The organism is Pseudomonas sp. NFR09 (assembly GCF_900111535.1).
Lineage (GTDB): Bacteria > Pseudomonadota > Gammaproteobacteria > Pseudomonadales > Pseudomonadaceae > Aquipseudomonas > Aquipseudomonas extremorientalis.
Genome location: NZ_FOIH01000002.1, coordinates 577973 through 599900 on the forward strand (window position 1 = coordinate 577973; position 21928 = coordinate 599900).

Annotated in this window: 21 protein-coding genes; 11 read left to right on the top strand and 10 right to left on the bottom strand. The window is 60.4% G+C overall.

What is annotated here, in order from left to right:
- Positions 1-36: 36 nt before the first annotated feature.
- Positions 37-486, top strand: a complete 450-nt coding sequence (locus BMX59_RS06660; RefSeq protein WP_092242076.1) for a c-type cytochrome — start codon at positions 37-39, stop codon at positions 484-486.
- A 6-nt stretch (positions 487-492) separates the two neighbouring features.
- Here BMX59_RS06660 and BMX59_RS06665 read toward each other — a convergent pair whose 3' ends face one another.
- The 5 genes from BMX59_RS06665 to BMX59_RS06685 all read right to left on the bottom strand — a co-directional run bounded on the left by BMX59_RS06665 (position 493) and on the right by BMX59_RS06685 (position 5471).
- Positions 493-888: a DUF1090 domain-containing protein gene (locus BMX59_RS06665; RefSeq protein ID WP_092242082.1), complete on the bottom strand. Its 396-nt coding sequence runs from the start codon at positions 886-888 to the stop codon at positions 493-495.
- A 44-nt stretch (positions 889-932) separates the two neighbouring features.
- Entirely contained in the window at positions 933-2597 is a 1665-nt protein-coding gene (ligB, locus tag BMX59_RS06670) for an NAD-dependent DNA ligase LigB (RefSeq protein WP_093120689.1), read from the bottom strand.
- 95 nt (positions 2598-2692) lie between these two features.
- On the bottom strand, positions 2693-3043 hold the full coding sequence (locus BMX59_RS06675; protein WP_093120692.1) for a hypothetical protein: 351 nt from the start codon (positions 3041-3043) through the stop codon (positions 2693-2695).
- 222 nt (positions 3044-3265) lie between these two features.
- The gene (metK, locus tag BMX59_RS06680; protein ID WP_071490330.1) at positions 3266-4456 is read right to left on the bottom strand and encodes a methionine adenosyltransferase; all 1191 of its coding nucleotides are present in this window, start codon (positions 4454-4456) and stop codon (positions 3266-3268) included.
- A gap of 19 nt (positions 4457-4475) precedes the next feature.
- The gene (locus tag BMX59_RS06685) at positions 4476-5471 is read right to left on the bottom strand and encodes an ArsR/SmtB family transcription factor (protein WP_093120695.1); all 996 of its coding nucleotides are present in this window, start codon (positions 5469-5471) and stop codon (positions 4476-4478) included.
- A gap of 261 nt (positions 5472-5732) precedes the next feature.
- On the opposite strand from BMX59_RS06685, the gene tkt reads away from it, so the two are divergent.
- The 6 genes from tkt to fba all read left to right on the top strand — a co-directional run bounded on the left by tkt (position 5733) and on the right by fba (position 12093).
- Complete coding sequence (gene tkt / locus BMX59_RS06690; protein WP_093120698.1) at positions 5733-7730, top strand: transketolase; 1998 nt, start codon at positions 5733-5735, stop codon at positions 7728-7730.
- 138 nt (positions 7731-7868) lie between these two features.
- Positions 7869-8927 (top strand): erythrose-4-phosphate dehydrogenase, encoded by a 1059-nt coding sequence (epd, locus tag BMX59_RS06695; protein ID WP_071490327.1) that lies wholly within the window; start codon positions 7869-7871, stop codon positions 8925-8927.
- Between the two features lie 17 nt (positions 8928-8944).
- Complete coding sequence (locus tag BMX59_RS06700) at positions 8945-10108, top strand: phosphoglycerate kinase (protein WP_093120701.1); 1164 nt, start codon at positions 8945-8947, stop codon at positions 10106-10108.
- Positions 10109-10137: 29 nt separating this feature from the next.
- A complete protein-coding gene (locus BMX59_RS06705; RefSeq protein WP_092242101.1) occupies positions 10138-10365 on the top strand; it encodes a hypothetical protein in 228 nt (75 codons plus the stop codon).
- A gap of 59 nt (positions 10366-10424) precedes the next feature.
- Positions 10425-10760, top strand: a complete 336-nt coding sequence (locus tag BMX59_RS06710; protein WP_071490324.1) for an MliC family protein — start codon at positions 10425-10427, stop codon at positions 10758-10760.
- Between the two features lie 268 nt (positions 10761-11028).
- A complete protein-coding gene (gene fba, locus BMX59_RS06715) occupies positions 11029-12093 on the top strand; it encodes a class II fructose-bisphosphate aldolase (RefSeq protein ID WP_003177554.1) in 1065 nt (354 codons plus the stop codon).
- Between the two features lie 143 nt (positions 12094-12236).
- On the opposite strand, the gene BMX59_RS06720 is transcribed toward fba, so the two are convergent.
- Positions 12237-12665: a hypothetical protein gene (locus tag BMX59_RS06720; RefSeq protein ID WP_093120705.1), complete on the bottom strand. Its 429-nt coding sequence runs from the start codon at positions 12663-12665 to the stop codon at positions 12237-12239.
- A gap of 185 nt (positions 12666-12850) precedes the next feature.
- On the bottom strand, positions 12851-13516 hold the full coding sequence (locus BMX59_RS06725; RefSeq protein WP_071490323.1) for a polysaccharide lyase family 7 protein: 666 nt from the start codon (positions 13514-13516) through the stop codon (positions 12851-12853).
- Between the two features lie 310 nt (positions 13517-13826).
- Between BMX59_RS06725 and BMX59_RS06730 the strand changes: the two genes are divergently transcribed.
- Genes BMX59_RS06730 through BMX59_RS06740 form a run of 3 tightly spaced genes read left to right on the top strand, consistent with a single transcriptional unit; the run spans position 13827 to position 16790 of the window.
- Positions 13827-15932, top strand: a complete 2106-nt coding sequence (locus tag BMX59_RS06730) for a putative bifunctional diguanylate cyclase/phosphodiesterase (RefSeq protein WP_092242103.1) — start codon at positions 13827-13829, stop codon at positions 15930-15932.
- A 41-nt stretch (positions 15933-15973) separates the two neighbouring features.
- Positions 15974-16474, top strand: a complete 501-nt coding sequence (locus BMX59_RS06735; RefSeq protein WP_093120709.1) for a M48 metallopeptidase family protein — start codon at positions 15974-15976, stop codon at positions 16472-16474.
- Positions 16475-16493: 19 nt separating this feature from the next.
- Entirely contained in the window at positions 16494-16790 is a 297-nt protein-coding gene (locus tag BMX59_RS06740; protein ID WP_033898013.1) for a winged helix-turn-helix domain-containing protein, read from the top strand.
- Here the strand turns inward: BMX59_RS06740 and BMX59_RS06745 are convergent.
- Positions 16787-17239: a GNAT family N-acetyltransferase gene (locus tag BMX59_RS06745; protein ID WP_093120712.1), complete on the bottom strand. Its 453-nt coding sequence runs from the start codon at positions 17237-17239 to the stop codon at positions 16787-16789. The genes BMX59_RS06740 and BMX59_RS06745 overlap by 4 nt on opposite strands.
- Before the next feature lie 201 nt (positions 17240-17440).
- Between BMX59_RS06745 and BMX59_RS06750 the strand changes: the two genes are divergently transcribed.
- Entirely contained in the window at positions 17441-18178 is a 738-nt protein-coding gene (locus tag BMX59_RS06750) for a substrate-binding periplasmic protein (protein ID WP_071490320.1), read from the top strand.
- Positions 18179-18213: 35 nt separating this feature from the next.
- Here BMX59_RS06750 and yccS read toward each other — a convergent pair whose 3' ends face one another.
- Entirely contained in the window at positions 18214-20397 is a 2184-nt protein-coding gene (yccS, locus tag BMX59_RS06755; protein WP_093120715.1) for a YccS family putative transporter, read from the bottom strand.
- A 203-nt stretch (positions 20398-20600) separates the two neighbouring features.
- A complete protein-coding gene (locus BMX59_RS06760) occupies positions 20601-21779 on the bottom strand; it encodes a BaiN/RdsA family NAD(P)/FAD-dependent oxidoreductase (protein ID WP_092242106.1) in 1179 nt (392 codons plus the stop codon).
- Between the last annotated feature and the right edge of the window lie 149 nt (positions 21780-21928).

Sequence of the window (21928 nt, forward strand, 5' to 3'; positions counted from 1 at the left end):
ATACTGGCCGCCGTTTCCCGTGACCTCGAAGCCACCATGACTTTTAAACGACTGACTGTTGTACTGCTGGCCTGCCTGGCCCTGTCCTCCTGCGGCGGTGTCGATCCGAATTCGCCGCTGGGCCAGCGCAAGGCAATCTTCAAACAGATGCTCAAGACCGGCGAAGACCTGGGCGGCATGTTGCGCGGGCGCATTCCGTTCGACGGCGCCAAGTTTGCCGAGGGTGCGGTCAAGCTCGACGCCTTGTCCCATGAGCCTTGGAAACATTTCCCAAGCGTGCGCGAAGAAGATAACACCAGCGCCAAGGACGATGTCTGGCAGAAACAGGCGCAATTCCAGCAACTGGCCCGCAACCTTGAAGCGGCCACCGGCGAATTGGTGACCGCCAGCCAGGTGCAGCCCTACAAGGCCAGTAACCTGGGGCCGGCCGTGCAGAAAGTCGAAGATGCCTGCAGCGCCTGCCATAAACAGTTCCGGGACCACTGACCGGTTTTACTGGTCGAGTTCTTCCACCGCGTCCTGCAGTTCCTTGCGGGACTCGGCGAGCTTGTCCTTGCGCTTGTTGATCTTGTCCGCGTCGCCTTTTTTCATGGCCTTGTCGAGGTCGGCCTGACGGCGGCTGACTTCGTGCTTGGCGTCGAGTACCTTGTTTTCACGCTCCTTCTTCAGGGACGCGTCGGTGCAGTTGGCGGTGACTTCACTCAGGGCTTTTTCCAGGCCGGCTTGTTGCGCGCTGTTGCCGTGGGCCTTGGCTTGTTCGATCTGGGTGCTGATGGCTTGGCGTTTGGCGGCGCAGCCGGTGAGGGGAGCGGCTTGTTCAGCGGCCAGCAACGGTGTGGTCATGAAGCTTGCGACGGTCAGCAAGGCAAAAGGGATTAGAAATTTCATGTGGGGCTCCAAAGTCGCAATCTGATGGCGAGGGGCAGCGGGGTTCAAAACCCGTCTATCCCCGCCATGCGTAATGTTTCAGCCAAGGCCTGTACATGCGGGTCGCGAAAAAAAGCGCTCAATTGCGCTGCGCGGCCCGGGCCGATGCCATCAATGTTCAGCCAGGCCTGGGTGTCTCTGGCGACCAGCGTCTGCCAGTCGCCCTCCAGGTTGTTACGTGCCGCAGGCGGTACACCCAGGGCCTTGAGCCATTGTGCAAAGGGCCGCTGCCGAGCGCTGTGAAGGCTTTCGAGTAGGCGTTCGCGGCTGCGATCACCGAAGCCATCAATGTTAGCAAGCTCTGCCGCGTCCAGGGTTAACCAATCGAGAAAGCCTGCGATTAGACCGGCCTGGATCAATACGTTCCAGGTTTCGCGACCTACGTGTGGCAACGCGAGGCCCTGGTTGCCGCTGAGCCAGGTAAGGCGTGCCAGTAATTGTTCCTCGCAATCGGGGTCCAGTTGCCAGCAGCTCAGCGCATGGAATTTGGCAGGGTTGGGCACTGGCAGGTCCACCCTGGTGGTACTGCGCAAAATGACCGCGTCCAACCGAGGAATAACCTGGCCCGCCAGGCTGACCGCGACCTGGTCGCCAGGTCGGATATCCAACGCTTGCCAGCGTACCAATGAGCCGACACTTACCCGGCTGATTTTCCGGTCGTCCAAGCGTACCGGCTCCAGTTCCAGCATGGGGGTGATGCGTCCGGTGCGTCCGACCTTGAACTCAACGTTGCGCACCAGTGCCAACGCCTTGGCCGCTGGGTACTTCCAGGCGACTGCCCAATACGGCGCATTAACCTGCCAGCGTTCGGCGGGTGCGTGCTGCGCCTGGTGCAGCACCACGCCATCGCTGGCGAACGGCAATGGATGGTTGTACCAATAGGTGCGCCAATGCGAGGCTTCGGTGATGTTTCGAATGGGATGGCTGTAGCGTCGGCTATCGGTGAAGCCCCAGCGTGCCAGTGTGGCGAGGCGTTCGGTAAATGTCGCCGGCCCTTTCGGCCAAGCCCAGACGAACAGGCCAATGCATGCGGCGTCGCTGTCGCTCAATTGCTTGCGGTTCATCAACCCGGCTACCTTGCTGCGGGCATTGAGCCCGCCATTTGCCGACTGCACATGGTCGCCGAGGTGCCAATAGAGTTCGCCTTGCAATACGAGATCAATGGGCTCGGGCAACTGCTGGACTATGCCGGGGATTTTGCGCGCTGAGGCAGACCAGTCGTGACCCCTTGCTCCATCGCCGCGGCTGATGACTTGGCTCAGGCGCCCCTTGCGATACACCAGGGTCACCGCCACACCGTCCACCTTCGGTTGAATCCAGACATCCTCGCGGTTGACCAGCCAGGCAGCGACTGCCTGTTCATCCAGCAGTTTCTCCAGGCCGGTATGGGCAACGGGATGCGGCCGGGTACCGCGTGCGCTCGCCAGTGGGTTGTCGGGCGTCAAAGGGGTGTCGGGGAAACACTGGCGCCAGTGGGCCAGTCGCTGGCGGGCCTGGTCGTAGAGCTCATCGCTCACAGGGGATTGGCCGAGCCGGTGGTAGCTGTCATCCCACTGGCGGAGTTGTTCGGCCAGGGTGCTGACCTGTGCCCGAGCATCGTCGGGGCAATCTTCGGCCCACAGGCTGAACGATAAAATACTGAGTAAAAGGGCTATCGGTAGGCGCATCATGAGCATCCTTGCTCGAAAAGGGTGCCCAGCCTAATGGAACCCTGCGGCCACAAAAAAGCCCCGACAGCGCGGGGCTTTTTACCGGGTGTTTCTGTTTACTTGAACAGGCCGCCCAGGGCTTTCACCGCGTCAGGTTTATCAGCCTTGGCTTCCTGTGTTTGTTGCTTGGCATCGGCTTTGGCCTGCGCTTCGGAAAGTTTGTCACAGCCTTTGTTGATCTGGTCTTGAGCGGCTTTGAAGGCCTTCACTTTCAAGGTGTCCTTCTGGACTTCGGCTGCATCGATCCTGGTTTGCAGGTCTGCGGCTTGCTTCTGGCAGTCGCCGGAATTGCCGCCACCGAGCTGCGAGCTCAGGGCACCGCTCAGTGCGCTCAGGTCGGCGGCGTGGACCGGCAGGGTGAACAGGCTGAGCAGAAGGGCGGCAGGGGCGAGCGTGGAGATGCGCATGAAAAACCTCAATGTTCGATTGCCTGCGCGCTTGGAACTCCCGGGCTGGCGCAGGGCAATATCCAAATAAGGTGAGAGGCCCGAGAGGGCGCGGATTCTAGAGGGCCATCATTGGGCCTGCAAGCTTTGGATCCAAAAAGTGTGAGGGGTGTCGCGCAAAGTGCGATGCAATAAAAAGCCCCGCCAGGCGAACCTGGCGGGGCTTTTGTGCACCTTGAGCGTTTACAGGCCGGCGGCGGTGCGCAGGTCGTTGGCGCGGTCGGTTTTTTCCCAGGTGAAGGTGGTGAAGGTGTCGTCGCCGACAGTCTTCTGCGCAGGGGTACGGCCGAAGTGGCCGTACGCTGCGGTTTCCTGGTACATCGGGTGCAGCAGGTCGAGCATGGTGGTGATCGCGTAAGGGCGCAGGTCGAAGACCTCACGCACCAGCTTGACGATCTTATCGTCGCTGATCTTGCCGGTGCCGAAGGTATTCAGCGAGATCGACGTAGGCTGGGCCACGCCGATAGCGTAGGAAACCTGGATCTCGCAGCGCTCGGCCAGGCCGGCCGCGACGATATTCTTCGCCACGTAACGACCCGCGTAGGCTGCCGAGCGGTCAACCTTGGACGGGTCTTTACCCGAGAACGCGCCGCCGCCGTGACGGGCCATGCCGCCGTAGCTGTCGACGATGATCTTGCGACCGGTCAGGCCGCAGTCGCCTACCGGGCCACCGATGATGAACTGGCCTGTCGGGTTGATGTGGAACTGGGTGTCCTTGCTCAGCAGTTCGGCCGGCAGCACGTGCTTGACGATCAGCTCCATCACGCCTTCGCGCAGGTCGGCGTAGGACACGTCTGGGTTGTGCTGGGTCGACAGTACAACCGCGTCGATACCCACGACCTTGCCGCCTTCGTAACGGCAGGTCACCTGGGACTTGGCGTCAGGGCGCAGCCACGGCAGCAGGCCGGATTTGCGGGCTTCTGCCTGACGCTGCACAAGCTGGTGCGAGAAGGTGATCGGTGCTGGCATCAACACGTCGGTTTCGTTGCTGGCGTAGCCGAACATCAGGCCCTGGTCGCCGGCGCCCTGGTCTTCCGGCTTGGCGCGGTCTACACCCTGGTTGATGTCCGGGGACTGCTTGCCGATGATGTTCATCACGCCGCAGGTCGCACCGTCGAAGCCGACGTCGGAACTGTTGTAGCCGATGTCGGTGATCACATCACGAACCAGTTGCTCCAGGTCAACCCAGGCGGTGGTGGTCACTTCGCCAGCGATGATCGCTACACCGGTTTTCACCAGGGTCTCGCACGCCACACGGGCGAACTTGTCTTCAGCAATGATGGCGTCCAGCACCGCATCAGAAATCTGGTCGGCGATTTTGTCCGGATGCCCTTCAGACACGGACTCGGAGGTGAAAAGGGAGTATTCGCTCATCTCGATGTTTTCCTGATATTTACCGATGGTGAGTGTCGCCAGCCGGCCGCTGAAAATGGCGGACCTGGATCTGGAAACCATTGCGTAAACCTACATAGAGGCTATCCCCGGGAACGAGTCCCGCAGCGGTGGCCCAACGGGCCAGATCATCCTGTTCAAAACCCAACCAGAGATCACCGCAGGCCTCCCTGGCCCAATTCTGGTTGTGGCTGCATAAATCCGTAACCAGCAGGCTACCGCCGGGGTGCAGCAGCCCGGCCATTTGCTTGAGGGCCTCGGCGGGGGCGGCGAAATGGTGCAAGACCATATTCAGCACCACGCAGTCGGCCTTGATTGTCGTGCTGCTCAGTGCGTCGGCCAGTTGCAGGCGGACATTGCCCAGCGACTCGCGCTCGCAGAGCTGGCGTGCCAGGTCGAGCATCGCCGGGCTGTTGTCCAGCGCCGTGACCTGGTGAAACCGCCGCGCCAGTTCCGGCAGGAAACCGCCATCGCCCGGTCCGACTTCCAGCGCTGTGGCCTCGTCGCTGAAGCTCAGCTTGTCCAGCAGCGCCAGTACGCTGTCGCGGTATTGAGCCAGGCCAGCGATCAGGTCCTGCTGGGCGCGAAACTTCTCTGCTACCCGCGCGAAAAAGTCCTGGCTGGCGGCGGCGCGCTGCCCGTGGACCTGGCCGATGCGCGATTGCACATCAAACGGCAGGCTCAGGTTGTCCACCTCTTCGAGCAGCGCGGTGTGCAGCTTGCCGCCCAGCAGTTCGGTGTGGGGCAGGGCGCGCCGATAGAAAATCGCATTGCCTTCACGGCGGGTCGCCACCAGCTCGGCCTGGGCCAATACCTTCAGGTGGTGGCTCATGCCGGACTGACCGATGGCGAAGATCTGCGCCAGCTCCAGCACGCCAAAGGAATCGTTGGCCAGTGCGCGCAACACGTTCAAACGCAACGGGTCGCCAGCGGCCTTGCACAAGGCTGCCAGTTCATCGCCGTCGTCGGGGCGCAGTGAGGGCATGGGTATATTCATAAGGCCAGCAGTCTAGTGACGGGTGGGCGTCCCCGCAAGGCCAATATCAAAAAGTTTTGATATTGGTCGATAAGTGGCGGTTATAAGCAGTCGCTATAACCTTTAGACGAAAAGCTTGAAGGGTTCTGCAAGGTATTGACGCCCAAAGCACAGGAAAAACCTCCTCAAGTGACTATCTGTCATTGCCCGCAGGCGGTGGCTGAGGGAAAATGCCGGTCCTTTTTTCCGTTTCTTTTATATTCAAACCTCAGGAGATCAGCGATGCCCAGCCGTCGTGAGCGTGCCAACGCCATTCGTGCCCTCAGCATGGATGCCGTGCAAAAAGCCAACAGCGGCCATCCCGGTGCCCCGATGGGCATGGCGGATATCGCCGAAGTACTTTGGCGTGACTACCTGAAACACAACCCGAGCAACCCGTCGTTCGCCGACCGTGACCGCTTCGTGCTGTCCAACGGCCATGGCTCGATGCTGATCTACTCGCTGCTGCACCTGACCGGCTACGACGTCACCATCGACGACCTCAAGAGCTTCCGCCAGCTGCACAGTCGCACCCCGGGCCACCCGGAATTCGGCTACACCCCAGGCGTCGAGACCACCACCGGTCCCCTGGGCCAAGGCCTGGCCAACGCCGTAGGCTTCGCGCTGGCTGAAAAAGTCCTGGGCGCGCAGTTCAACCGCCCTGGCCACGACATCGTCGACCACCACACCTACGTATTCCTGGGTGATGGCTGCATGATGGAAGGCATTTCCCATGAAGTCGCGTCCCTGGCCGGCACCCTGGGCCTGGGCAAGTTGATTGCCTTCTACGACGACAACGGCATCTCCATCGACGGCGAAGTCGAAGGCTGGTTCACCGACGACACCCCGAAGCGTTTCGAAGCCTATAACTGGCAGGTGATCCGCAATGTCGACGGTCACGATCCGGAAGAGATCAAGACCGCCATCGATACCGCCCGCAAGAGCGCGCAGCCGACCCTGATCTGCTGCAAGACCACCATTGGCTTCGGTTCGCCGAACAAGCAGGGTAAAGAAGACTGCCACGGCGCCCCACTGGGTGACGCGGAAATCGCCCTGACCCGTGAGGCCCTGAAGTGGAACCACGGCCCGTTCGAAATCCCGGCTGACATCTACGCTGAGTGGAGCGCCAAGGAAAAAGGCCTGGCCACCGAAGCCGAGTGGGACCAGCGCTTCGCGGCCTACTCCGCCGAATTCCCTGAGCTGGCCAACGAACTGGTGCGCCGCCTGGCCGGCGACCTGCCTGCCGACTTCTCGGAAAAAGCCTCGGCCTACATCGCCGAAGTCGCGGCCAAGGGCGAGACCATCGCCAGCCGCAAAGCCAGCCAGAACACCCTGAACGCCTTCGGTCCGTTGCTGCCAGAGATCCTCGGCGGTTCGGCTGACCTGGCCGGTTCCAACCTGACCCTGTGGAAAGGCTGCAAAGGTGTCTCGGCGGAAGACGCCAGCGGCAACTACATGTACTACGGCGTGCGTGAGTTCGGCATGAGCGCCATCATGAACGGCGTGTCCCTGCACGGCGGCCTGGTGCCTTACGGCGCGACCTTCCTGATGTTCATGGAATACGCCCGCAACGCCGTACGCATGGCTGCGCTGATGAAGAAACGCGTGATCCACGTGTACACCCATGACTCCATCGGCCTGGGCGAAGACGGCCCGACGCACCAGCCGGTCGAGCAACTGACCAGCCTGCGTACCACGCCGAACCTGGATTGCTGGCGCCCAGCCGACGCGGTGGAATCCGCCGTGGCCTGGAAGCACGCCATCGAGCGCAAGGACGGCCCATCGGCGCTGATCTTCTCGCGTCAGAACTTGCAGCACCAGGTGCGTACCGACGCGCAGATCGCCGACATCAGCCGTGGCGGCTACGTGCTCAAGAGCTGCATCGGCGAGCCGGAGTTGATCCTGATCTCCACCGGTTCCGAAGTGGGCCTGACCGTCCAGGCTTACGACAAGCTGACTGCCCAAGGCCGCAATGTGCGTGTGGTATCCATGCCGTGCACCAGCGTGTTCGAAGCCCAGGACACCGGCTACAAGCAGTCGGTATTGCCGTTGCAGGTCAGCGCGCGTATCGCCATCGAAGCGGCTCACGCCGACTACTGGTACAAGTACGTGGGCCTGGAAGGCCGCGTGATCGGCATGACCACCTACGGTGAGTCGGCGCCGGCGCCAGCGTTGTTCGAAGAGTTCGGCTTCACCCTGGAAAACATCCTGGGCCAGGCTGAAGAGCTGCTGGAAGACTAAGTCAGTCTGCGTTGTCTGTACTGGCGCCATCGCGGGCAAGCCCGCTCCTACATTTGGATCGCGGTCTAATGTGGGAGCGGGCTTGCCCGCGATAGCGATGGTGCTTTCAACACCGAACTCACCTTGATCGAGAACCCCATGCCTCAACCGCGTCCCTACAAAGTTGCACTCAACGGCTACGGCCGCATTGGTCGTTGCGTCTTGCGTGCTCTGTTCGAGCGAGGGACGACGGCCGGGTTTGAAATTGTTGCAATCAACGACCTGGCTGACATGGCCAGCATCGAATACCTGACACGCTTTGACTCCACCCACGGCCGCTTCCCCGGCGAAGTGCGGGTCGAGGGCGATTGTCTGCATATTAATGGCACTTGCGTGCAGGTCTTGCGCAGTGCCACCCCCGAAGCCATCGACTGGAAAGCACTGGGCGTCGACCTGGTGCTGGAATGTTCCGGTGTCTACCACACCCGTGCCGATGGTCAGCGTTTCCTCGACGCCGGCGCGCCGCGTGTGCTGTTTTCCCAGCCGATGGCCAGCGAGGCAGATGTCGACGCTACCATCGTCTACGGCATCAACCAGGATTGCCTGACCGGCGATGAGCGGCTGGTGTCCAACGCCTCCTGTACCACCAACTGCAGCGTGCCGCTGTTGCGCTTGCTGGATCAGGCGATCGGCCTGGACTATGTGTCGATCACCACGATTCACTCGGCGATGAACGATCAGCCGGTAATCGACGCCTATCACCACGAGGACCTACGCCGTACGCGCTCTGCGTTTCAGTCTGTGATTCCGGTGTCTACCGGCCTGGCCCGGGGTATCGAGCGACTGCTGCCGGAACTTGCCGGGCGAATCCAGGCCAAAGCCGTACGGGTGCCGACGGTGAACGTGTCCTGCCTGGACATCACCATGCAGACCGTCAGCGATACTGACGCGACGGAGGTCAACCGGATCCTGCGCGATGCCGCCACCAGCGGCCCGCTCAAAGGCTTGCTGGCCTACACCGAGTTGCCCCACGCCAGCTGTGATTTCAACCATGACCCGCATTCGGCGATTGTCGATGCCAGCCAGACCCGCGTTTCCGGCCCGAGGCTGGTGAACATCCTGGCCTGGTTCGACAACGAATGGGGGTTTGCCAACCGAATGCTGGATGTTGCGGAACATTATCTGCACATCGCCTCTAAACAACCTCATCAACAGTAATTCAGGAACTGCGACCCATGACCGTGTTGAAGATGACCGACCTCGATCTGCAAGGTAAGCGCGTACTGATCCGCGAAGACCTCAACGTCCCAGTCAAGGACGGTGTAGTCACCAGCGATGCGCGAATCCTGGCTTCGCTGCCGACCATCAAGCTGGCCCTGGAAAAAGGCGCGGCCGTGATGGTCTGCTCCCACCTGGGTCGCCCGACCGAAGGTGAGTTCTCCGCCGAAAACAGCCTCAAGCCTGTGGCCGACTACCTGAGCAAAGCCCTGGGCCGCGACGTGCCACTGGTGGCTGACTACCTGGGTGGTGTGGACGTGAAGGCCGGCGACATCGTGATGTTCGAAAACGTGCGCTTCAACAAGGGCGAGAAAAAGAACAGTGATGAACTGGCCCAGCAATATGCGGCACTGTGCGACGTGTTCGTGATGGACGCCTTCGGCACCGCCCACCGCGCCGAAGGTTCCACCCACGGCGTAGCCAAATACGCCAAGGTCGCTGCGGCTGGCCCACTGTTGGCCGCTGAACTGGACGCACTGGGCAAGGCCCTGGGCGCGCCGGCCCAACCTATGGCGGCCATCGTCGCTGGTTCCAAGGTGTCGACCAAGCTGGACGTGCTCAACAGCCTGAGCCAGATCTGCAACCAGCTGATCGTCGGCGGCGGCATTGCCAACACCTTCCTGGCGGCCGCCGGTCACCCGGTAGGCAAGTCCCTCTACGAGCCAGACCTGCTCGACACGGCCCGTGCCATCGCCGCCAAAGTCAGCGTACCGCTGCCGGTGGACGTGGTAGTGGCCAAGGAATTCGCCGAAAGCGCCGAAGCCACCGTCAAGCTGATCGCTGACGTGGCCGCCGACGACATGATCCTGGATATCGGCCCGCAAACAGCGGCCAACTTCGCTCAATTGCTGAAAGCTTCGCAGACCATCCTGTGGAACGGCCCGGTCGGTGTGTTTGAATTCGACCAGTTCGGCAACGGCACCAAAGTGCTGGCCAACGCCATTGCCGAAAGCTCGGCCTTCTCCATCGCTGGTGGCGGCGACACGTTGGCGGCGATCGATAAATATGGCGTTGCTGAGCAGATCTCCTACATTTCTACCGGTGGCGGTGCGTTCCTCGAATTCGTCGAGGGCAAGGTACTGCCGGCCGTTGAAGTGCTGGAAACCCGAGCCAAAGGCTGAGGCTCGTGATCCGGAAAAGGAGTATTCCCATGATCAAATCGTTGGCATTGGTGATCGCAGCGGGCCTGTTGGCCGGCTGCGGCAGCACGCCGAACGCGAAGTCTGCGGCAGATGAACCTGCCTCCGGGCAGAAAAAGAGCTGCTACCAGGCTGACTGGCAAGCCGAAACCATGCCGGTGATCAACAAGCGCATCGGCAACGAACGGCTGGAGAAATACGACTCCGCGCCCAACGGTCAGGAACAGGGTTGCCCTTGACGGGTCTGATCAACTAACCGACAGCAGCGGCGGCCATGGTCGCCCTGTGAGGATTGGCAATGAAAGGCGTTTTCGCCCTGGCAGCCCTGGCCTTGTTGGCCGGCTGCAGCAGCATGAACATGTTCAACGGCAAGGCCGAAACGGCCGACAAGTGGACCACCTGGACCTGCGACAGCAAGGCCGAGGTCAACTGGCGCTTTGCCAACCCGGCTAAATCCGAGGTGGATGTACGCCTCGGCGGTTCCGACCAGGTCTACCGCCTCAAACAGGACGTTGCCGCCTCGGGCGTACTGTATGCCAACGACCAATTGGCGTTTCACACAAAAGGTGAGGAAGGCCTGGTTTACTGGGTTGCCACCGATGATTTGATTGGGCGCGGCTGCAAAGCGCAGTAAGACCACGATCTCAAGACAAATGAGGTCCAAATGTGGGAGGGGGCTTGCCCCCGATAGCAGTCTGTCAGTGATGAGTCATTTGACTGATCCACCGCGATCGGGGGCAAGCCCCCTCCCACATTAGATTCGGTTCCAAATTGGGTTCTGAGTCAGCAATAACGATTCAGCAAGTCAGGCATGCAAACCCTGACCTGCAATAACTTGAATAGCAGCCGCCGCTACGGCAGGCTTGCACGATTAACGACCCTCGACCGGGAGAGACAACACAATGGCACTTATCAGCATGCGTCAAATGCTGGACCACGCAGCCGAGTTCGGCTACGGCGTCCCAGCCTTTAACGTCAACAACCTTGAGCAGATGCGCGCCATCATGGAAGCCGCTGACAAGACCGACTCCCCCGTGATCGTCCAGGCTTCGGCCGGAGCCCGCAAATACGCCGGCGCGCCGTTCCTGCGTCACCTGATCCTCGCCGCAATCGAAGAATTCCCGCATATCCCGGTGTGCATGCACCAGGACCACGGTACCAGCCCTGACGTGTGCCAGCGCTCCATCCAACTGGGCTTCAGCTCGGTGATGATGGACGGCTCCCTCGGCGAAGATGGCAAGACCCCGACCGACTACGAATACAACGTGCGCGTCACCCAGCAAACCGTAGCCATGGCCCACGCCTGCGGCGTGTCTGTTGAAGGCGAACTGGGCTGCCTGGGTTCCCTGGAAACCGGCATGGCCGGCGAAGAAGACGGCATCGGTGCCGAAGGCGTGCTGGATCACAGCCAAATGCTGACCGATCCGGAAGAAGCCGCCGACTTCGTGAAAAAGACCCAAGTCGACGCCCTGGCCATCGCCATCGGCACCAGCCACGGCGCCTACAAGTTCACCAAGCCACCTACTGGCGACGTGCTGGCCATCGACCGCATCAAGGAAATCCACAAGCGCATCCCCAACACCCACCTGGTGATGCACGGTTCTTCCTCGGTGCCGCAAGAGTGGCTGGCGATCATCAACCAGTACGGCGGTGACATCAAAGAAACCTACGGCGTGCCGGTTGAAGAAATCGTCGAAGGCATCAAGTACGGCGTGCGCAAGGTCAACATCGATACCGACCTGCGTCTGGCGTCCACCGGTGCGATGCGTCGCCTGATGGCTACCAACCCGAGCGAGTTCGACCCACGTAAGTTCTTCGGTGCGACCGTGACCGCGATGCGTGATGTATGTATCGCTCGCTACGAGGCCTTCGGTACTGCCGGCAATGCTTCGAAGATCAAGCCGATCTCGTTGGAAGCGATGTATCAGCGGTATTTGAAAGGTGAGTTGAACGCTAAGGTGAACTAAGCCAATAGCGCCAAAAAAACCCGCAGAAATGCGGGTTTCTTATAGGCGTGAAGTATTTTTCTAAGGACAGTGAACAGTTTTTCATCGTGAGTAACGCAATAGTTTTTCAGGTAATGGATAAGCCATCTTAGTAATTACTCTAGTTATACAACTGTAAATCTCAGGTTCTGTCCGATCTCCGTATATGTTTGAGATGCATTTTCAAGCTCCCAGTAAACATCATAGACTCCTGGGTTTGGAAGGTAGCAGGGTATTTCCTTCTCAAAATGTTCGCGTTTATTGTTGATGTAAATTTGTAGCAGCGCGGCAGTAAGAGTTATTTGTTCCAGAAACATCGTAGGAAGACCTGCGGACGGCACAGGGTAGCAGTAATAAGTCAGCACATCGCCTATCCTGGTGTTGTTGCTCAAAAAGTGCGACAAGACGAGATACCTGAAGGGCCTGGTGACAACTGGCATGTTTTGGGGCGGCGTCGCAAAAGAACCAGGTGGGGTGGAATTGTATATTTTTGGTTGCGACCCGGCGCCAAACCCCGAGACGGCAGGTTGGTTAATGGTGGCTATCGTTGGCATGTGTTTAACTCCTGAATGGGTACATGAGTCGGACGCACATGATTTTATGAGATGTGCGCTAGGGTGCGCACTGCAAGAGATACTATTTTTTTATGCTGTTTTGCTATAGGGGTAAGACGATCGTCGAAGTTCGTTATATCCAAGTAATCATTCCCCCGCCGTAGCGGGGGATGATTGAAATAATCTTACTCGTGATCAATATCCAACTTGGCAAACGTCACCCGCGCCCCTTCCTTGCTGTCGCCACTGTTGTCCTGCACATACGCTCCCGCCTTGAAATACAACGGCTTGGCGCCCCACGCCGCGCCGATGCGTTCGTTCCACTCGCCGTCCGCCGCATACACACTGAGCAGTCCAGCCTTGTTGAGGTTGATCACATAGGTGAAGGTTTTTTCCAGCGGCACATTAGATGCCACGGTGATCACCCGGCCTTCATCTTCATCCGGGCGCATGCGCACCTTGGCGACGATGTTGCCTGTCTGGGTCTTCTCCTTGAATTGATACTCCAGCTTGATCAGTGGTTTCTGGCTGTCATAGGCGTGAATCTGCCCGATCACGATTTTGCCGGAGGACGGCACTTGATTGACGGCCAGAGTGGCACGCAGGAAGTTGTCCGCATCCGGATAGGTCCAGTTGCGCAGGCGGCCATCGGCGTAGGTCTCGCGCAATTCACTGCGCGGGTAAATGGCGTTTTCGGTACGAGTGCCGGTGACCGGGGTCCAGAATTGGACGTTGCTGCCTTCGGCCTGGAAATATTGGTCGTTGAAGCCGCTCATCAATCTGGGGGTTTCGATGGTCGCGGGTGGAGAGCCGACAGGGATGCTGAGGTTCCAGGTAGATAGGTCGATCATGGCGTAGGCCTTTTTACAGAGGGGTGTAGGCTATGGCCCTTGGGCCAGACAGGTTCTTTATAGGTGGTGTTAACCGTCTTGTTAAATCATTGCTGGCAACTTATTGGCGCCAAAGGAATGCCAAAAAGCCATGTTTCCCGTGGTTCGTGGCTTGTAGCGATTGACCGTTAGTCGGCTTCCTGAACTTTGGCGCAATGATGGCACTGAGGTTACTTCTGCTTTTTCTGAACCGGGGCTAGAGTGAGGCCTCAGTGTTTGTCCGGGTTTTCTGTCAGAAATGACCGGAGTAGTCCTAAGGAAGAGACGTAGCATGGAATGCGCTCCACACCACGGCGATGGTCATTCGGTTCTTCTCGTGGTCGATGACTACCCAGAGAACCTGCTCAGCATGCGAGCGCTGTTACAGCGTGAAGACTGGCATGTGGTGACCGCTGCGTCCGGTGTGGAAGCCCTCGAGAAGTTGCTCAAGCACGAAGTCGACCTGGTGCTGCTGGATGTGAAGATGCCCGGCATGGACGGCTTCGAGGTGGCGCGCCTGATGCGTGGCAGCCAGCGCACGCGCATGACCCCGATCATTTTCCTCACCGCCAATGCCCAGTCGCCCGCCGCAGTACTTGAAGGCTATGCCAGTGGCGCCATCGATTACCTGTTCAAACCGTTCGACCCGCATATCCTCAAACCCAAGGTCCAGGCGTTGCTGGAGCATCAGCGCAATCGCCGGGCCTTGCAGCGTCTGACTCATGAGCTGGAGTCCGCACGGGCGTTCAATGCCTCGGTGTTGGACAACGCCGCCGAAGGCATTCTGGTGGTGGGCGAGGGCAGTGTGATCGAGTATGCCAACCCGGCCATTTCGCGACTGCTGAACGCTACCATGGCCGAGTTGCGAGGCGAGAGTTTCCTGAGCTTCCTGCAAAAACCCCATGTGCCGGCCTGGCTGGGGTTCGAGATGTACCTCGCTTACCGCCAGGGCCAGACCTGGCGCTTGCACGATGCGATCCTGCGTACCAGCCGCGGCCAGCAGGTGCCGGTGGCGTTGTCGTGTGCGCCGCTGCCGGCTGAACAGAAGGCCATGGTGGTGACCGTGCTGGACATGTCCGAAGTGCGTCACCTGCATCAACAATTGGAGTTCCAGGCAGTCACCGACCCGCTGACCGGGCTGTTGAACCGGCGCGGGTTTTACCAGGCGGCCGAGAACATTTTGCTGCGCAGCGAGCGCAACGAGCAGTCTCTGGTGCTGCTGTACCTGGACCTTGATGGCTTCAAGCGGGTCAATGATTCTCTCGGCCATGACGCCGGCGACCGGGTGCTGCGCTGGGTGTCGGAGCAGTTGCAGGGTTGCCTGCGTTCCTACGACATTCTCGGGCGCATGGGCGGCGATGAGTTCACCGCGCTGCTGGAACTGGAGTTCCCCGAGCAGGCGGCGAAGATTGCGGAAAAACTGATCGAACGGGTGTCTATCTGCCAGCAGGTTGACGGTTTGGATGTGATGCTCGGTGTCAGTATCGGTATCGCCACGTTCCCGGATTGCGGTTCGGACGTTAACGGCCTGTTGCGCGCGGCGGACATCGCCATGTACGAAGCCAAGCGCGCAGGTCGTCAGCAATATCGCTATTACGACCAGGAAATGAACGGCCGCGCCCGTTCGCGCCTGATGCTGGAAGACGGCGTGCGCACGGCGATTCAAAACAAGGAGTTCACCCTGGTGTACCAGCCCCAGGTGGCGTTGGCGGACGGACGTGTGCGCGGCGTGGAAGCGCTACTGCGCTGGCAGCACCCCAGTGTCGGTGATGTGCCGCCCGGTCTGTTTTTGCCGTTGCTGGAAGAAGCCCGGCTGATCAGCCAACTCAGCACCTGGATTTACCAGCAGGTCGGCGGCCAGCTCCAGGCCTGGCACGCCGGCTTGGATGATGAATTGGTGTTGAGCGTGAGCCTGAGCAGCAGTCAGTTCAACATGCCCAACCTGGCGAGCCAACTGCAGCAGGTGCTTGAGCGACATGGGCTGCAGGGGCGGCAACTGGAAGTGGAAATCAGTGAAGACTGCCTGATGAGCAACCTTGAAGAGTCGATCAAGCAGCTCAAGTTGCTGCGCCAGATCGGCGTGCGCACCGCCCTGGATGACTTTGGCCTGGGCAACTGTTCCCTGGCGCATCTGCGCGACCTGGCCTTCGACACCCTCAAGCTCGACCCGCAATTGGTCGCTCGCCTGCCAGGCTCAGCGCGGGATGAGGTGATGGCGCGCAGCATTATCGAGCTGTGCGGGCATTTTGATGTAGTGGTGGTGGCTGAGGGGGTGGAAACCCAGGAGCAGGCCCAATGGCTGAAGGCCAATGGCTGCCCTTTCATTCAGGGGCCGATGGCGGCGCAGCCGTTGGTGGCTGAGGAAGTGGCACACTGGTGCCACGCTCGCCTGCGCTGAATTCGTTACACTGGCGCCTATCCGAATCTGTTGCAGACCCCATGACCGCGCTGAAATACCTCCAGGCCTATCCCGCCGCCCTTCAGGAACAAGTGCGCCAACTGATCGCCGAGGACCAGTTGGGTGCCTACCTGGAGCAACGTTACCCCGAACGCCACGCGGTGCAGAGCGACAAGGCCCTGTACGCCTACGCCCTGGCCTTGAAGCAGGAACATCTGCGCAATGCGCCGGCCATCGACAAGGTGCTGTTCGATAATCGCCTGGACCTGACTCATCGCGCCCTAGGCCTGCACACCACCATCTCGCGGGTACAGGGCGGCAATCTGAAATCGAAGAAAGAGATCCGCATTGCTGCGCTGTTCAAGGAGGCCGCGCCGCAGTTCCTGCGCATGATCGTGGTGCACGAACTGGCACACTTCAAGGAGTCGGACCACAACAAGGCGTTCTATAAACTCTGCGAGTACATGATGCCGGGCTACCATCAGGTGGAATTCGACCTGCGGGTGTACCTCACGTACCGCGACCTGCTGGGCAAACCCTGACCGCACAAGGCAACCGACCATGGATGTGAGCAAGACCAAGAGCAGCTTCTACCGCCGCCTGTACGTGGCCTACCTGATCGACAGCGGCCAGGCCAGCAGCGTCCCGGCCCTGACCGACGCCACCGGCATGCCCCGGCGTACGGCGCAGGACACTATTGCGGCGTTGGCCGACCTGGACATTGTGTGTGAGTTCGAGCAGGAAGACGGTGCCCGCAACCATGCCGGGCACTATCGGATTCGCAGCTGGGGCGCGATTGATCGGCGCTGGATCGAGGCGAACCTCGGCCAGATCAAGCAGGTGCTGGGTTATCCCTAGTCCTTTCGCATGCCGATGTGTGGAATATCATCCTCAAGGTACTCCTCACCTGCCACGACAAAACCATACCGCCCGTAGTACCCCTGCAAATGCGCCTGGGCTGACAGGAATATCGGTGTCTCGGGCCAGGTATCGGCAATCTGCTTGAGCGCCTCTTCCATCATCCGATGGCCCAGCCCGGTGCCGCGCGCCACCGGCGCTACGATCACGCGGCCGATCACCACGTCGCCGCCCTGGGATTCCGGGTCCAGCAGGCGCAGGTACGCCACCAGTTGGTCGTCCTGCCACGCCATCAGGTGGTGGGTGTCGCCCGATAAATCCTGCCCATCGAGATCCTGGTACACACATTTCTGCTCGACAACAAACACCTCGTTGCGCAAGCGCAGGATCGCGTAAAGCTGCTCCTTGCCCAGGTCATCGTGGTGTTTGCACACCCATTCAACGGTCATGGCCAGTTCTCTTATCAATGTCTGTTGCGGATAGTAAGCGCAGCGGGCAACGCTGTCTAAATCAACTATTTTTGTGAGTGAAATCAATTTGCCATCATTGAGTGCGTTCGGCGCCGGTTTCTTTGTGTAATCTGAGCTACTGTTAGAACCTCGGGCCGCGCCTGAGCCAAGGCCACCGCCTGCCTGCCAAGGACTTTGAGCATGCCGCGATTCTCTCGTGCCGTTGCTTTGATTGGAGTGTTGCTGCTGGCCCAGCCGGCATTCGCGCAGCGTCTGCGTCTGGTGGCAGATGCCTGGCCGCCTTTTACCGATTCCACCTTGATCAACGGCGGGCTGGCCACCGATATCGTCAGTACCGCCCTTGCCCGTGCGGGTTATGCCAGTGACTTCGAGCAAGTGCCCTGGGCCCGTGCGCTGATGGGGGTTGGGGACGGCCGTTATGACGTGCTGATCAACGCCTGGTACGACGATGCCCGTACGAAACTGGGCCAGTTCTCAGGTGAATACCTGCTCAACCGTGTGCGCTTTATCAAGCGCCGCGACGATCCCATCGAATTCCAGAACCTTGCGCAATTGCACGACTATCCCATCGCCGTGGTGCGTGGCTATGCCTATTCGGCGGCGTTCGATGGGGATGCGCAGTTGCAGAAAGTCCCGGTGCACAACTTCGCCATGGCCGTGCGCATGCTCGCGGCGCAGCGGGTGCGGCTGACGCTGGAGGATGAGTATGTGGCGCGCTATTACCTGTCGCGCGAGTCGGCGCGGGTGCGCAATGCGGTGGAGTTTTTGCCCCAGCCGCTGAGCGAAAACAGCCTGCATATCCTGGTCAGCCTGAAGAACCCGGAGCATGAGCAGATCGTGGCCGGTTTTGATCGGGAGATTGCCAAGATGAAGGCTGACGGTAGCTATGAGCGGTTGATGAAGCAGCACGGTATGTAGCGGGCGCCTCTTGTGGCAAGCCCGCTCGCCACAGGTCAGGCCGCGCTGGTGTCCTTGATCAAATGCGCCGCCAAGGTGCGCAACGGCCCCAGTTGCCGGCAAATCAACGCCAACTGCGTCTGCACCAACCGCTGCCCTTCATCGATCTCATCCGGCATCTGCTCCAGGTCCGCCGCCAGCGCTTCTTCGGCATCGCTCTGGATCGCGATCGGCTGCTTGTTGGCCAACCCCGTGGCGATCTCATCGATGCTCGCCGCCAGGGTCTGGCCGGCGCCATCGATCAGATGCTCACGCACCTCGGCCGGCAATTGGGTTTCACGGTGCGCGCCCAGCCCTGACAAATAACTGAGCAAAGTGTGCGACAACACCAGGAACCGAAAACCCACGTCCGCTTCCTTACGGAAGTGCCCCGGTTCCATCAGCATGTTCGCCAGGGTGGTGGACAGCGCCGCATCGGCGTTGTGCGCGTTGCGTCGGGCCAGGCGGTAGGCCAGGTCGTCGCTCTTGCCGGCGGCGTACTGCTGCATGATCTGGCGCAGGTAGATGCTGTTGCAGGTCAGGGTATTGGCCAGCACTTTGTTCAAGCGGCGACCTTGCCAGTCCGGCAGGAACAGGAACACCGCGAGGCCGGCGATCAGGCTGCCGAGCAAGGTATCGAACAGGCGTGGCAGGAATAGTCCGTAGCCATCGCCGACCTGGTTGAAGCAGAACAACACCATCAAGGTGATGGCGGCGGTGGCCAGGGTGTAGCGGGTGGTGCGGTTGATAAAGAACACCAGGCCGGCAGCAATGGCGAACATCGATTGCACCAGGGGGCTCGGGAACAAGTCGAACAGTGCCCAGGCCACGGTCAGGCCGATGGCCGTGCCGATGATCCGCTGGCCGAGCTTGCGCCGCGTGGCGCCATAGTTCGGCTGGCACACAAACAGCGTGGTGAGGATGATCCAGTAGCCCTGGGACGCGTGGATCGCATGCAGCATGCCGTAGCCGACGGTCAGCGCCAGGGACAGGCGCAACGCGTGGCGGAACAGCAGTGACGTCGGCGTCATCTGCGTGCGCAGGCGCGTCCACATTTCCTTGAGGTTGCGCGGGGCGCGGTCGAGCAGGTTGCTGTCGGTGGCGTCCGCCAGGCTGTCGGGGTTGCTGGCGTCGCCGAGCAGGCGGTCCAGGGTCGACAGGTTGGCCGCCAGGGCGCGCAACGAACGCAGCAGGCCGCGCCAGGCTGGGTTGCTCTGGATGCGCAGGTGCTCCAGGGACGCGTTGAGGTCGCCCAGGGCTTCGGCGAAGCTGTCGTCATAGATGAACGGTTGGCGCATCTGGATCGATTCGGCCAGGGTCTGGCAGGCCTTGCCCTGCTGGCGCAGCAGGCGCTGGCAACGGAAGAGTACGTCGCTGTGGAAGAAGGCCTCGGCCAGGGCGTTGTACGGGTAGTGCGACGAACTGGCGCGTTCGTGGATGTCCTGGGCCAGGAAGTACAGCTTCAGGTAACGGCTGACTTTCGAACCGGGTCGACCATTGCCCACGCGATGCAGGATGATTTCCTTCGCCGCATTCAGCGCCGCCACCACGCGACCGTTCTGCTGGGCCAGTTCCAGGCGCCGCGCTTCCACGTCCAACTGGCGGATTGGCTCGAACAACGATGACTTGAGCTTGAGGTACCGTCCAAGCTCACGGAACAACCGCGCCAGGCTCTGTTGCACCGGCTGGTTGGAAAACAGCGCCTGCCACAGCACCGACAGCGCGCCATACCAGGCTGCACCGGCCACCAACAGCAGCGGCTCATGCCAGAAATCGCTGACGGCGCCGCCGCGTTGGTCCACGCCGATCATGGTGTATACCGAAAGAATCAACGTTGCCGAAGCAATCGCCCCATAGCGCTCGCCCAAGGCGCCGAGCATGGTCAGGCAGAAGGTGGCCAGGGCCAGTGAGACCGCGAAGATCAAGGGATAAGGGAACAGCAACTCTACCGACAGCGCGGCGATGCTGAAACACACCAGCGTCACCGCCAGGGCGTTGAGGCGGCCCTGCCAACTGTCATCGGTCTCGGCCAGGGCGCTGGCGATGATCCCCAGGAACAACGGGATCAGCAGTGCCATTTCATCCTGATACCAGCACAGCGCCATGCTGCCGGTGAGGGCAATGAATACCCGAATGCTGTAGCTGAATTTATCCAGTGCCCACAGGCGCCGCAGGGACTGCTTGAACGAGGTCGATGACATGAAGTCTGGAGTCTTCCGGGACGATGCCGCTAAATTGAGCTATCAAGGACGCCACGGCAAGCGTGGCGATCACATCCAACAGCAAAATTTATTCCATGTGGGAGGGGGCTTGCCCCCGATAGCGGTAGATCAGTCACAGTCGTACTGATTGACACACTGCCATCGGGGGCAAGCCCCCTCCCACATTTGACCGATTACACTCTTCAGGCGTACTGCGCCGCCGCGTAACCCGAAGCCCAGGCCCACTGGAAGTTGAAGCCGCCCAGGTGACCGGTCACATCCAGCACTTCACCGATAAAGTACAGGCCGGGGCTTTTCAGCGATTCCATGGTCTTGGACGACACTTCCCGTGTGTCCACGCCACCCAATGTGACTTCCGCCGTGCGATAACCCTCGGTGCCCGCCGGCACCAATTGCCAGTTGCCGAGTTTTTGCGCGATGTCGGCAATTTCGGCATGGGTGTATTGCTTCATCGGCTTGGACACGAACCATGTCTCGGCCAACAGGTTGGCCATCTTCTTGGTGAAGATCTCGCCCAGCAGGGTTTTCAACTCGCTGTTGGGGCGCTCGACTTGTTGCTGTTGCAGCCAGGTGTGAGCGTCGTGGTCGGGCAGCAGGTTGATTTCAACCGTGTCGCCGGATTCCCAGTAAGAAGAAATCTGCAGAATCGCCGGCCCGCTGAGGCCACGGTGGGTAAACAGGATGTTCTCGCGAAAGCTCTGGCCGTTGCAGCTGACCAGGCAATCCACCGACGTCCCCGACAACTCGCCACACAAATCCTTGAGCTGGTCGGTGATGGTGAACGGCACCAGCCCGGCGCGGGTCGGCAGCAGTTCGTGGCCGAACTGTCTGGCCACCTGGTAACCAAAACCGGTCGCGCCCAGGGTCGGGATCGACAGGCCGCCGGTGGCGATCACCAGGGATTCACAGCGCAACTCGCCCAAGGTGGTCTGCAACTGATAGCCGCTGTCCAGCTTGGCAATCTCCTGGACCGACGTGTCCAGGTGCAGGCTCACGCCGACCTGGATGCACTCATCGAGCAGCATGCCGAGGATGTCGCTGGATTTGTTATCGCAGAACAACTGGCCGAGTTTTTTCTCGTGGTACGGCACGCCGTGCTTGGCCACCAGCCCGATGAAGTCCCACTGGGTGTAGCGGGCCAGGGCGGACTTGCAGAAGTGTTCGTTGTGCGACAGGAAGTTGGCCGGCTCGGTGTACAGGTTGGTGAAGTTGCAGCGGCCACCACCGGACATCAGGATCTTCTTGCCGGCCTTGTTCGCATGGTCGACCAACATCACCTTGCGCCCACGCCCGGCGGCGGTCAGCGCGCACATCAAGCCTGCGGCGCCGGCGCCAATGATCACAACTTCGGTCGAGCGCAAAACGGTGTCCTCATACAAGTTCTGATTTGGAATACAGTCAAATGTGGGAGGGGGCTTGCCCCCGATAGCAGTGTGTCAGCCAGTGCATCGGTAACTGATAGATTGCTATCGGGGGCAAGCCCCCTCCCACATTGGATCTCCATTGAAGC